The organism is Coprococcus sp. RTP21281st1_F1_RTP21281_210402, from assembly GCF_040915325.1.
Classification (GTDB): domain Bacteria; phylum Bacillota; class Clostridia; order Lachnospirales; family Lachnospiraceae; genus Coprococcus; species Coprococcus aceti.
Map to the genome: position 1 here is coordinate 74,439 of NZ_JBCPDQ010000013.1, position 13,503 is coordinate 87,941.

The following is a 13,503-nucleotide window of genomic DNA, read 5'->3' on the forward strand; positions in this document are numbered from 1 at the left end:
GATGAATTATTATAAGAATCTTACAGAAGAATATGATGATATAGAAGAGCGCTATGAGCTTATCATGGAACGTGTGAGACAGATAATCCATGAATCACTGGTAAAGGAGCCGTACAGAGATTATTTCAGTCATGTTGCCGGATTTATAGCTAGAATAGGAGATGTTCTGGAACTGGTAAAAAATGACGCACTGCCAGACAGGAGCCTTGATCAGCTTCAGGCGATGAACCATGGGCTGTACAATGATATACTGGGAGACAACTACAATAGAAGCTATGCAAATTACAGATATATCATGGGTGAGTTTTCAAAGGATTACACCCGTGACAAAGAGGAGATAAAGCGCATCGCCCAGCTTCTGGGATTTGTGTACAACGAGATAAGAGGAATGACAGTGTACGCGTTTGAGGGCAGAGTGGTTGACATAACTTTGTTTGCGGAGCTGTTTGTCCAGATATATTTCATGTTTCAGGATGATTTTTCCGTGAAGGATCTGGAATCCGCTGTGTATTATTTTGAGAACGATTATGCCGAGTTTTGGATCACGTACAGGATAAGAGAGCAGCTTGACCCTGATCTCACATTTGCGACGGATATCATTATGAACAGCGATTTGGGCGATGTCACGTATCTGTACAGATATGGAGAGTATGTTGGAAAAAATGAGATCGACACGGCGATTTTCATGAGTACCCTGCCGGATTCAGAGATAGAGGCCATGGCAAAAACATTCACCGAGGGATACAGACTGGGATTCGAGGCTGCCGGAATAGATCTCTCGAAGAAGAAAACTGTAAATATCCGATATTTCCTTGGACAGGAGAGGATGATAAGAGCCGCGATACTGCAGTTTGAGCAGATGGGTCTGAGGCCGATATGCTACCGATATGCGGCAAACAGGATCAACAGGAGACTTATACACAGGATAGGTTATTCGTCAAGCGTTCCTAACAGACAGCTCGAGTACGATCACAGGATGGATGAGGCACTCTTCATGGACAAGAAGCTCATGGAGAGAAAGCTGGAGGTGCTCAGACAGGCATACAAGAATATGGCCTATGAGGCTTCAGTATATGCGGGCCCTGCGGTGGTCGAGGTGTTCGGCGAGAACCCATTTGAGCCGGAGAACAGTGAACTGAATCCTGTGCTCGACAAGAAACAGCAGGAGGCTGCGATCTCATACCGCACAATGAGTTCACAGATCGTAAATGAATATATAGCCCAGGATCAGTGCAGCTTCACTATAATAGCATACCCTGTGCCGGAGATCGGAGATAGATACAGAGATATATTCAGGGATACTGTCAGGATCAACACACTGGACAATGATCTGTTCAGGGCAATCCATCAGAGTATGATAGATGAGCTTGATAAGGCTGAACACGTGAGGGTTGTCGGTCAGGGAGCAAATGTGACTGATATGACCGTTATGATGCACGAGATGACAGATCCATCGAAGGAGACCAACTTTGAGAACTGCGTAGCCGATGTGAATATACCTGTTGGAGAGGTGTTCACTTCACCGAAGCTCACCGGAACCCACGGAATATTAAACGTAAGTGAAGTATTCCTGGACGGCCTGAAATATGTGAATCTCAAGCTTACATTTGAGGATGGAAAAATAGCGGACTATACATGTGACAACTATCCGGATACGGAGAAGAACAAGGCGTATATAAAGGAGAATCTTCTGGGCGGAAGGGATACACTTCCTATAGGAGAGTTTGCAATAGGAACAAATACGACAGCATACGTCATGGCAAACAAATATGACATAGTGTATAAACTGCCTATCCTCATAGTTGAGAAGATGGGGCCGCATTTTGCTGTGGGAGATACATGCTATAGCTGGAGTGAGGAAAATGTGCTCCACAATCCTGATGGCAAGGAGATCGTGGCAAAGGACAATGAGTGTTCTATTCTGAGAAAAACAGATGTGTCAAAGGCGTATTTCAACTGCCATACAGACATAACAATACCTTACGATGAGATAGGAGGAATATATTCCGTTCATCCGGATGGAACTGAAGTTCCGATCATCGAGAAGGGCAGATTTGTCCTGCCGGGAACAGAGAAGCTCAATGAAGCGCTGGATCAGGCAAAGTAGACCTATAGGACAAAAAGAGACAGATATCTATTTCAGTCGAAATAAATATCTGTCTCTCTTTATGTATATATCTTTGTTCTGATACTGAAGATTACTTCAGTATGGACATTCTCTTGTATCTCTTGTTTGAGTAAAGTGCCGTGTCTGCCTGTGAGAGTAGATCCTCGATGGTCTGTTCTCCATCGCAGACAAATTCAGTAACACCAACGCTCATCTCTATGAAGTATGGCTTGCCACAGGTTGCGTTCAGCTCGGCTGAGAAATCCTTGATCTTGCGCTGCACTTCGGTGACGTAATCGGAGTCGTCTATAAATGCAAAGCATACGAACTCATCGCCGCCTATTCTACCGATGACATCATGTGGACCAAAACTCTGGGACAGGATGTTCGCGATGTTCTTGAGGGCGAAGTCACCGTCCTTGTGTCCAAATTTGTCATTTACAACTTTCAGTGAATCCATATCAGCGAAGAGAAGTATGGCCTTCATTCCACAGTTTGACGGAATGTTGATATAGTATTCAACCCGCTCCATAAATCCACGTCTGTTATATATACCCGTCAGCTCATCTGATGTCGACAGGTGGTTCAGAAGCTCGTTCTTCTCGTGGATCTCGTTCAGAGACATCCTGAGCTGTTCCTGCGTGATGTTCTGCTCACGGAGCAGCGACATATATTTCAGTGCTGCACCGAGCTGCAGGCTGGTGGAATATATGGAACTGAAGTGAGCCACATCTGTGTTGCATATGAACACTCCGTGTTGATCCTCGTTTGTAAATATAGGAACTATGACGGATGTAAAACGCTTGTCATAGTATGTATATTCGTTGTCAAAAATCTCTATAGAAGGAACCCTTCTAGACTCTCCGAAAAGCACCTGACAATTGTTCGGGTTGAAGAAAGCCTGAAGGAAGACTGACTTTGGAACGATCCAGCTTCCCGTGTCTGTGATGCGCACAGGATCGTCGTAGGTGTAGATGTAAGCTCCTTCGTAATTCAGCCCCTGAAGCTTGTGGAGGATGGATGTGTATGTCTTGCCAAGATCCTCGCCGTATGTCAGGGTGTCACGGGTTATGTATATTGATGACCAGCCCATCATCTTGTTCTCGTATATCGTGTTGTAAAGCTGATTCGAGATGAAGAGTGATATGGTGTTGGTTATGGTCGTGTTAAGTCTGTTGAACTGGAGACTCTTGGCTGCAGACAATTTACAGCTTGAGAAGATGGAAGCCAGTTCACGGAACATGTATGCTGTTTTCTGGACAGAATAAAAATCGGTCAGGTCAGATTCGAGAATACATTTGAGTTCATCGATGATCTTGTTCTGTGGGTACTCCGTATCTATGTCGCTCTTGATCACGGATACTATATCAATGAGTATCCTGTTGTAGGCGGACATGACCTTGGATGCGTAGAATGAATCTGCAATCTCACCGAAGAGACGGCCATCAAGAATATCGATGATGTCTGGTATATCCAGATCCAGCAAATGTCTGCCATCCTTCATCAGGTCACTCTCTGTGCACAGATGACAGCAGCAGGACACTCTGTTTATAAGTCGGGAATCCAAAGCCTCGGATTTCATGTTGCCGGTCTGGGCAAGTCTCACCGCCGCATACACTGCACGGAAACCGAGCTCACAGGAATTGATATTGACTGTTGTGAGTGGTGGATCCATGTTGACTGAAGATGGTGAATCGTCAAAACCGATGACCGACATGGTTTCTCCTATGCGTATTCCTCTGGCCTTGAGCTCTGCGTAACCGCCTATTGCCATGTGATCATTTGCAAATACGATGGCATCGGCATCCGGGTTGACATCCAGAAGCTGTGCAGTCTCCTCCTGACAGTATTCTGCGAAGTCGCCGTGTATTATCATGCGGTCCTCAACGCTGAGTCCGTTCTCAGAGAGAACCTCTCTGTATATCTTGAGTCTGAGATTGCTGTCGGTGTTGTCATCCTTGCCGGCAACAAAGCATATATGCTTTCTCTTGTGTTCTTTTATGAGATGTTCTATGGCATCCCTCATTCCTCTTGAATTGTCTGTTCTGATGCATGGATATCCCGGAAGCTTCTCCTCCAGTGTGAGGATAGGTATTCCATCAAAATGGGAAAGGAAAGAATTCATGTCCTTCTCCGATAACAGAGATGATATAGCTCCGACGGAGATGATAAGTGCGTCCAGACACTCAGGATGTGCATAGTAGAAAATCGAATTATACTGGTAATCATACAGTTGATTGGCAGGATCATAAAAGGAGGCATTCAGAAACATGCCCGGAAATACGATGAGATTGCAGTCAAGTTCTTTTGCTGCGTATTCAGCTCCTTTGCAAACCTCTGTTGCGTAATCGTTATCAATATGACATGTAAAAATACCGATGTTCAATCTGTTGTTGGTCATGCGGGTGCTCCTTTAGTAACTGCTTTTGCTGTAGTATAATCGACTGTTATATATTGCGGATAGCTATAATCACAATATATTGTGATTATACCACACGTTCACCGCATTATCAATTTGTAATCATCTCAATCTTTACAAAGTATTCGATATAATCTATAATTTATTGGAATATTTGAAAAGGTGCCGGTGCGCCTTGTACAAAACAGAAAACAGGAGGATAAGAAATTGGATTACAAGAATGCCGGAGTAGATATTGAAGCTGGATACAAGTCTGTGGAGCTTATGAAGAAGCACATCAAGACAACCATGAGACCCGAGGTACTTGGCGGAATTGGTGGATTCGCAGGAGCTTTCAGTCTCGCTAAGATCAAGGATATGGAAGAGCCTATACTTCTGTCAGGAACAGATGGATGCGGAACAAAGGTTCAGCTCGCTTATATTATGGATAAGCATGACACCATCGGAATCGACGCAGTGGCAATGTGTGTGAATGATATCGCATGCTCTGGTGGAGAGCCACTTTTCTTCCTTGACTATATAGCATGTGGCAAGAACTATCCTGAGAAGATTGCAACTATAGTAAGCGGCGTTGCAGAGGGATGCAACCAGTCAGGAGCTGCCCTCGTAGGTGGTGAGACAGCAGAACATCCGGGACTTATGCCTGAGGATGAGTACGACCTTGCAGGATTTGCAGTAGGTGTTGTTGAGAAGAAGGATCTTATTACAGGAGAGAGCATTAAGCCTGGAGATACACTTATAGGTATCGCTTCAAGTGGAGTGCACAGCAACGGTTTCTCACTTGTAAGAAAGGTATTCGAGATGACTAAGGAATCTCTTGATACATATTACGACGAGCTTGGTAAGACGCTCGGTGAGGCACTTATTGAGCCTACAAGAATCTATGTAAAGGCTCTCAAGTCAGTGAAGGATGCAGGCGTTACGATCAAGGGATGCAGCCACATCACAGGTGGCGGATTCTATGAGAATATCCCAAGAATGCTCCCTGACGGAGTGCGTGCTCAGGTTAAGAAGGATTCATATGAGGTGCCAGCTATATTCAAGCTTCTCGCAAAGAAGGGCGATATAGATGAGCATATGATGTACAATACATACAACATGGGAGTTGGTATGTGCCTTGCTATAGACCCTGCAGACGCAGACAAGACTATTGCGGCTATAGAAGCTGCCGGCGACAAGGCATTTGTTCTCGGTACAGTTGTAGCTGGTGAAAAGGGAGTAGACTTATGCTAAAGGTTGCAGTTCTGGTGTCAGGTGGCGGAACCAATCTTCAGGCCATCATAGATGCCATAGAGAATAAAGTCATAACAGATACAGAGATAGTTGCAGTTATAAGCAACAACAGGAATGCATTTGCTCTTGAGAGAGCGAAGAAGGCAGGGATAGCAGCGGAGGTCGTAAGCCCTAAGGATTGCGCAGACCGCGCAGAGTTCAACGAGGCACTTCTCGCAAAACTTCAGGAGACTGGCGCGGATCTCATAGTCCTAGCAGGATATCTTGTGGTCATACCTGAGATAGTGATAGATGCATATCCGAACAAGATAGTAAACATACACCCATCACTCATACCAGCGTTCTGCGGAACAGGCTACTATGGGCTTAAAGTTCATGAGGCAGCCCTCGCAAGAGGGGTAAAGGTTGTAGGTGCAACGGTTCATTTTGTAGATAAAGGTACTGACACAGGTCCTATCATCATGCAGAAGGCAGTTGCAGTACAGAATGGAGATACACCAAAGGTTTTGCAGCAGCGTGTTATGGAGCAGGCTGAGTGGAAGCTTCTGCCTGCGGTTATAGATAAGATAGCCCACGGCAAGGTTCATGTGGAAGATGGAATTGCAGTAGTGGAAGATTAAAATCATATTGACAAATGAGGGGGATTATGAATGTTTCAAGATGAACTAAGAAGAATGTCTGATGAAAAGAAACATGCGAATCAAAATAGGGTTTCATACGAATTTGGGATTGATAGTGATAATATAGATGATAGTTTAATAGATAAGCTGTTGTTTTTATGTAAAGAAAGGGCTGAAAATGGAAAAGACGATCTTATAGGTTCTTTATGCCTTGATGGTGATGGTTATGGCTATTATGTTGATGAAGAAGATAGATGTACAGATTTTGTTTATGACGCAGGGTATGATCAGAGGTTAAAAGATTATGCAACGAGGACATATGTACCGTATGGAAACGAAAAAAAATTATTCGCTGTTAATGGTTGGGGAGCGATTAATAGAACTTGCATTTCCGATAATAAGGAAGTGATGAATCTGCTTGCCAAAGAAATTTATAAGAGACTAGTGAAGAGAGGACTTAGTAAAGCTGATGTTAATGTAAAGAGTGTAAATGCAATTTATAGAAGAGTTCGTGAAAATGGATTAATTAGAAAAAAATATACAAGTGAAGATACAATAATTGCAACAGGGTATAGGATTTATATTGACATAAAATGGTGATCAGGTGATTTAGTGTTTTGTTTATCACAATGATAAGTATATTAATTTATTATTAACTCAAGTGGTAGGAGGAATATCCATGAAAGTATTAGTAGTAGGAAGCGGCGGAAGAGAGCATGCTATAGTTACAAGTATTTCAAAGAGTGATAAAGTATCCAAGATATATTGTGCACCTGGCAACGCAGGCATTGCATCACTTGCAGAGTGCGTTGATATAGGTGTTATGGATTTTGATAAGCTGGTTGCATTTGCAAAAGATAATGCAGTTGATCTGGTTGTTGTTGCACCGGATGATCCGCTTGTCGCAGGTGCGGTAGATGCATTCGAGGCAGCCGGAATCAGAGCATTCGGACCTCGCGCAAATGCAGCGATCATAGAGGGATCAAAGGCGTTTTCAAAGGATCTCATGAAGAAGTATGGCATACCTACAGCAGCTTATGAGAACTTTACAGACGCAGACTCAGCGCTCAAGTACCTTGAGACAGCCACATTCCCTATAGTTTTAAAGGCTGACGGACTTGCACTCGGCAAGGGTGTTCTCATATGTAATGACCTTGAGGAGGCAAAGGCAGGCGTCAAGGAGATCATGCTTGACAAGCACTTTGGTTCAGCCGGAAATACCATGGTAATAGAGGAGTTCATGACAGGACGTGAGGTATCAGTCCTTTGCTTCTGTGATGGAACAACGATCAAGCCTATGACTTCAGCACAGGATCACAAGAGAGCAAAGGATGGAGATCAGGGACTCAACACAGGCGGAATGGGAACATTCTCCCCAAGTCCTTTCTATACAAAAGAGATAGACGAGTATTGCATGGAGAACATCTACAAGCCAACCATGGTTGCCATGAAGGCAGAGGGCAGAGAGTTCAAGGGAGTTCTGTTCTGCGGACTCATGATGACACCAAATGGTGTTAAGGTTCTCGAGTACAATGCAAGATTTGGCGATCCTGAGGCTCAGGTAGTTCTTCCTCGTATGAAGAATGATATTATCGATGTCATGGAGGCATGTATCGACGGAACACTTGATAAAGTTGATCTTCAGTTTGAGGACAATGCGGCAGTGTGCGTAGTTCTTGCATCAGACGGATACCCTGTATCATATGAGAAGGGCTATCCTATACATGGACTTGAGAAGTTTGACGGCAAGGATGACTACTTTGTATTCCATGCCGGCACAAAGTTTGACGGTGATCAGATCGTGACAAATGGCGGCCGTGTACTCGGTGTTACAGCAAAGGGCAAGGATCTTTTCGAGGCTCGTGCGAATGCATATGCTGCGACAGAGTGGATCACATTTGACAACAAGTACATGAGACATGATATAGGTAAGGCTATAGACGAGCAGTAATCTATAGATATATATTTACGGAAGAGGTTTTGAGAGAATTTGTCTCAAAACCTCTTTTGTATTCCTGTAATATATATGTTATAATGAAGCACGCTGATGCGTGCGTAGGTCATCGCGCTTACGCACGACGACATATGCTATAATGAAGCGCATAAAATCCTAGATTATTTAGATTTGAGGTGGACTGAATGAAATTACCGTACAGCAAAGAATCTGACATAGTTATAAAAGAGGCAAACAGGGTGGCGAGGAAGCTTGGACAGAATTTTGTCGGAAGCGAGCATTTTATCGTTGCACTGGCATCTGTAGCAGATACAACAGCGTACAGTATTCTGAACGAGAATGGTCTGGATATAGTTAAGATCATAGATGCGTTGAAGTATACATTGGAACCTGGTGGAGTAGTCACAGGGGAGAGAGACAAATATACGATGAGCGCAAGAAGGATTCTCGATGACTCACAGTATGAGGCGAGAAGACTCAATTCCCAGGAGGTGGGAACAGAGCATATCCTTCTGGCACTTATAAAGGAGACAGACTGTGTAGCTGTAAAGCTTATGGCATCAGAGAATGTAAATATCCAGAAGGTGTACACAGACATACTTCTGGCCTGTGGAAGCGATGCGAATACGGCAAAGAGAGAATATGCAGCACTGAAAAAGTCGAGAAATAAGAGCAAGACATCCACACCTACACTGGATCAGTATTCCAGAGATCTGACACAGGAAGCACGGATGGGCAATATGGATCCGGTCATCGGACGTACAAAAGAGATAGAGAGAGTCATGCAGATACTCAGCAGACGAATGAAGAACAATCCATGTATGGTCGGAGAGCCGGGTGTTGGAAAGACTGCTGTTGTGGAGGGCATAGCATATCTCATAGCCCACGATGAAGTGCCGGATACTGTAAAGGGTAAAAGGCTCCTTTCGCTTGACCTTTCAAGCATGGTTGCCGGTTCCAAGTACAGAGGAGAGTTTGAGGACAGGATAAAGAAGGTTATCGGAGAGGTCATATCGGATGGCAATATCATATTGTTTGTGGATGAACTTCACACACTCATAGGGGCAGGCGGTGCCGAGGGTGCAATAGATGCGTCCAATATACTGAAGCCGTCCCTGTCACGCGGCGAGATCCAGATGATAGGTGCTACGACTCTGAACGAATATCGGAAGTATATAGAGAAGGATGCGGCCCTTGAGAGAAGATTCCAGCCGGTGTACGTGGATGAGCCTACAAGGGATGAGGCAGTGGAGATACTCAAGGGACTCAGACCATGCTATGAGCAGCATCACAATGTCGATATAAGCGATGATGCGGTTGAAGCTGCGGTGGATCTGTCCATCAGATATATAACAGACAGATTCCTGCCGGACAAAGCCATAGATCTTATGGATGAGGCATGCTCCAGAAAGAGGCTCGGATTCTCATCGGACAGACATAATTATGAGAAGAAAAAGGCTGTGGAGGCTGAGCTTACAACGCTCAACGACGATCTGGAGAAGGCACTCATGGCTGGCAATATAGAGGCGGCGGCAGAGGTGAGCGCGAGACAGAAGGAGCTTGCAAAGAAGAATGCAAGAAAGCAGTCTTCCAGCCAGAGAAATATCACAGTTCAGGAGAACGATATTGCGGATGTTGTGTCCGTGTGGACCAAGATCCCTGTGAGCAAGCTCACGGAGAAGGAGTCAAAGAAGCTTGAACGCCTTGAGAGTGAACTTCACAAGAGGGTAGTTGGCCAGGAGGAGGCTGTTACAGCCGTATCACGTGCTATCAAGAGAAGCAGAGTCGGACTTAAGGATCCGAAGAGACCGATGGGATCATTTCTGTTCCTCGGACCTACAGGTGTCGGTAAGACAGAGCTTTCCAAGGCTCTTGCAGATATAGTATTTGGAAGTGAGGATGCCCTGATAAGAGTTGACATGTCGGAGTACATGGAGAAGCACAGCGTGTCCAAGATGATAGGTTCACCTCCGGGTTATGTAGGCTTTGAGGAGGGCGGACAGCTCAGTGAGAAGGTCAGGACCAATCCGTATTCTGTTGTGCTGTTTGACGAGATAGAGAAGGCTCACAGCGATGTGTTCAACATTCTCCTTCAGGTACTTGATGACGGACACATAACGGATTCCCAGGGAAGAAAGGTGGATTTCAAGAACACCATCATAATCATGACCTCCAATACAGGGGCACAGGGTATAGTTGACCCTAAGCAGCTTGGATTTGTCACGGTAAGCGATGAGACAAAGGAACATGAGAAGATGAAGAGCAATGTAATGGATGAGCTCAAGAGAACCTTCAAGCCGGAGTTCCTGAACAGAATAGACGACATAATCGTGTTCCATGCCCTGAGCGAGGCAAATGTAAAGGATATAACCGGACTTATGTTAAAGGAACTTAAGAACCGTGTCCAGACACAGATGGATATTGAGCTTAAGTTCACCGACCATGCAAAGAAATATATCTTTGGAAAAGGCTATGACAAGAAGTACGGAGCAAGACCACTCAAAAGGGCTATCCAGACATATGTGGAGGATGTGCTTGCGGAGGCGATGCTTAGAGGTGATGTCAAAAAAGGTGATACAGTCACAGTGTCAACGAAGAAAAAGAAGGAAGCCGACGGGAAAACCACTGAGAAAATATCACTTACAGCGAAACAAAAGACAGAGGATTGATGTCGGATTAGATATTTGTGATGTGAGCATGATATACAGTAGTGCAAAGTGCGGAAAATTAAGCAGTAGAAATTAATATGAAATATTGGTGAAAATGCATAATTTTGTAGAAAAAAAGGATGCATTACTGTATAATGAAAATCACTAACGGATAGTATACAGAGATTATTGATATATATCAGGATATTATTGCGATAGAGTTCAGATCATACAACAACAACAGGAGGATAAGATCAATGTCAGTAGTAAATGAATTGATAAATGCACAGGGGGAGTCATTGGAATTCGGTAATTATGAGCTTGGAGCAAAGACCAAGAAGGACGGTTTTGAGTTCCAGGGAGATATCTACAAGATAAAGACTTTCAACGAGATCACAAAGCTTGAGAAGAACGGAATGTTCGTATATGAGTCAGTACCGGGAACAGCAGTACATGGTTTCAAGGCTGATGAGAACGATGTTACATTTGTAGTTGAGGGACCAGAGAATGCGTCCATCACACTTGAGCTTGAGCCTGAGACAGAGTACAAGGTTCACGTAGACGATGTATATGTCGGCAAGAACAAGACCAACCTCGGTGGCAAGATGAGCATAAGCGTAGATCTTGAAGAGGGCAGACCAGTCAAGGTTGATGTTAAGAGAGCATTTGACTAATATAGCATACACAGGAGATATTTATGGCAAAAGGAAAACAGGTGTTTTTTTGCCAGGAATGTGGATTCGAATCGACAAAATGGATGGGGCAGTGCCCCGGCTGTAAAGCGTGGAATTCATTTTGCGAGGAGAAAGTGACAGTAGGCGCCAAGAGCCAGTCCGGTAGAAGGGCTGTCGTGGCGCCTACAAGCATTTTGGAGGTGGAGACCACCGACGAGACGCGTTTTACCACAGGAATAGGCGAATTAAACAGAGTATTAGGCGGCGGGATAGTGAGCGGATCCCTTGTGCTGGTTGGAGGAGATCCGGGTATAGGTAAATCCACCATATTGCTGCAGATGTGCAGGAATATGTCAGAGATGGGACAGAAGATACTTTATGTGTCAGGTGAGGAGTCCCTTTCACAGATAAAGATGAGGGCAGAGCGTATCGGAAATTTTACAAAGGATATGCTGCTTCTCTGTGTCAACAATCTCGAGGATGTGGAGGAGTATGTCAAGAAGGACACTCCAAAGGTCATTGTTATAGATTCCATACAGACCATAGTTACGGATGACGTGGAGTCTGCACCGGGAAGTGTATCCCAGGTAAAGGAAGTTACAGCCAGACTCATGAGGATGGCGAAGCAGACAGGGATCGCCATATTCATAGTAGGACATGTTACCAAAGAGGGAACCGTGGCAGGCCCAAGAACCCTTGAACATATGGTAGATACAGTTCTCTATTTCGAGGGCGAGCGTAATGCCGGGTTTAGAGTCCTTCGTGCAGTAAAGAACAGATTTGGCTCGACAAATGAGATCGGTGTATTTGAGATGAAGGGAACCGGACTTGCAGAGGTGAAGAATCCGTCACAGCTTATGCTGGATGGAAGACCTGATGACACATCCGGGTCTGTAGTAGTATGTACAATGGAAGGAACAAGACCGATATTGCTTGAGATCCAGGCTCTGGTGTGCCAGTCAAGCTTCAATCTGCCAAGAAGAACAAGTGTGGGACTCGACTACAACAGGGTAAATCTCTTGCTTGCTGTTCTTGAGAAGAGAGGCGGCATAGTTATGGCGGGCTGTGATGCATATGTGAATATAGCCGGAGGTATGCGCCTTGATGATCCGTCGGCAGATCTGGGAATAGTATTTGCTCTTGTATCAAGCTTCAAGAACCGTGCCATACCTTCTGATATGGTCATGTTTGGAGAGATGGGACTTTCAGGCGAAGTGCGTGGAGTGTCAGGTGCTGAGCAGAGAGTACGCGAGGCCGCAAAGATGGGATTTAAGACCTGTATCATACCGAGATCCAATCTGGACAATGTGAAGAAGATGAAAGACCTTGGAGACATGAAGGTGGTAGGTGTCGCAAATATACAGCAGGCACTGGAGTATATATAGAAGAAAATATTCAATCATATAAAGCACGATAATAGCGGTGAGCATGGCCACAGTATCATTTGGTATTGTGGCCAAAATTATTTCGTGTAAAATTCAATAAAAGTGCTTGACTTTGCCAAATGATGGTGGTATCTTATAAAAGCTGTCGCGTGAGACGGTGTCAGAAACATCTATAAAGCATCAGATTTTGAGATTTATTCGTTATATAATCACCCGATTATGACACGAAATCAGTACATAAGAACTGAAGAAACAGCTTGAAAAAAGATGAAAAAAGTTGTTGACATTGATAAATGAATGTGATAGTATTTAGAAGTTGTCGCTGAGAGGCGAGAACATAAAGAACCTTGAAAAATTAACAACATGACAACCCTGAAATTCCAAACAAGAATTTCAAGAACGTCGGATCAGAGATGATATCAAAGATCCAACAAACCAATAACAGTAAAGATGGTTAGGAAAA

General features: G+C 44.3%; 9 protein-coding genes. 8 read left to right on the forward strand and 1 reads right to left on the reverse strand.

What is annotated here, in order from left to right; translation table 11 throughout:
- The first annotated feature begins 1 nt into the window (after position 1).
- On the forward strand, positions 2-2,107 hold the full coding sequence (locus AB5150_RS14580) for an aminopeptidase (protein ID WP_055273409.1): 2,106 nt from the start codon (positions 2-4) through the stop codon (positions 2,105-2,107).
- A gap of 91 nt (positions 2,108-2,198) precedes the next feature.
- Here AB5150_RS14580 and AB5150_RS14585 read toward each other — a convergent pair whose 3' ends face one another.
- Entirely contained in the window at positions 2,199-4,508 is a 2,310-nt protein-coding gene (locus AB5150_RS14585; RefSeq protein WP_055273411.1) for a diguanylate cyclase, read from the reverse strand.
- Positions 4,509-4,733: 225 nt separating this feature from the next.
- Between AB5150_RS14585 and purM the strand changes: the two genes are divergently transcribed.
- The 7 genes from purM to radA all read left to right on the forward strand — a co-directional run bounded on the left by purM (position 4,734) and on the right by radA (position 13,040).
- Positions 4,734-5,759, forward strand: a complete 1,026-nt coding sequence (gene purM / locus AB5150_RS14590; RefSeq protein ID WP_368292109.1) for a phosphoribosylformylglycinamidine cyclo-ligase — start codon at positions 4,734-4,736, stop codon at positions 5,757-5,759.
- Positions 5,753-6,379, forward strand: a complete 627-nt coding sequence (gene purN / locus AB5150_RS14595) for a phosphoribosylglycinamide formyltransferase (RefSeq protein ID WP_368292110.1) — start codon at positions 5,753-5,755, stop codon at positions 6,377-6,379. The genes purM and purN overlap by 7 nt, the downstream gene beginning before the upstream one ends.
- Before the next feature lie 30 nt (positions 6,380-6,409).
- On the forward strand, positions 6,410-6,979 hold the full coding sequence (locus tag AB5150_RS14600; protein WP_368292112.1) for a hypothetical protein: 570 nt from the start codon (positions 6,410-6,412) through the stop codon (positions 6,977-6,979).
- Between the two features lie 79 nt (positions 6,980-7,058).
- The gene (purD, locus tag AB5150_RS14605) at positions 7,059-8,330 is read left to right on the forward strand and encodes a phosphoribosylamine--glycine ligase (RefSeq protein WP_368292113.1); all 1,272 of its coding nucleotides are present in this window, start codon (positions 7,059-7,061) and stop codon (positions 8,328-8,330) included.
- Between the two features lie 188 nt (positions 8,331-8,518).
- The gene (locus AB5150_RS14610; RefSeq protein ID WP_022216881.1) at positions 8,519-11,002 is read left to right on the forward strand and encodes an ATP-dependent Clp protease ATP-binding subunit; all 2,484 of its coding nucleotides are present in this window, start codon (positions 8,519-8,521) and stop codon (positions 11,000-11,002) included.
- Positions 11,003-11,238: 236 nt separating this feature from the next.
- Entirely contained in the window at positions 11,239-11,655 is a 417-nt protein-coding gene (locus AB5150_RS14615) for a hypothetical protein (RefSeq protein ID WP_022216880.1), read from the forward strand.
- A 23-nt stretch (positions 11,656-11,678) separates the two neighbouring features.
- Positions 11,679-13,040 (forward strand): DNA repair protein RadA, encoded by a 1,362-nt coding sequence (radA, locus tag AB5150_RS14620; RefSeq protein ID WP_022216879.1) that lies wholly within the window; start codon positions 11,679-11,681, stop codon positions 13,038-13,040.
- Positions 13,041-13,503 lie beyond the last annotated feature (463 nt).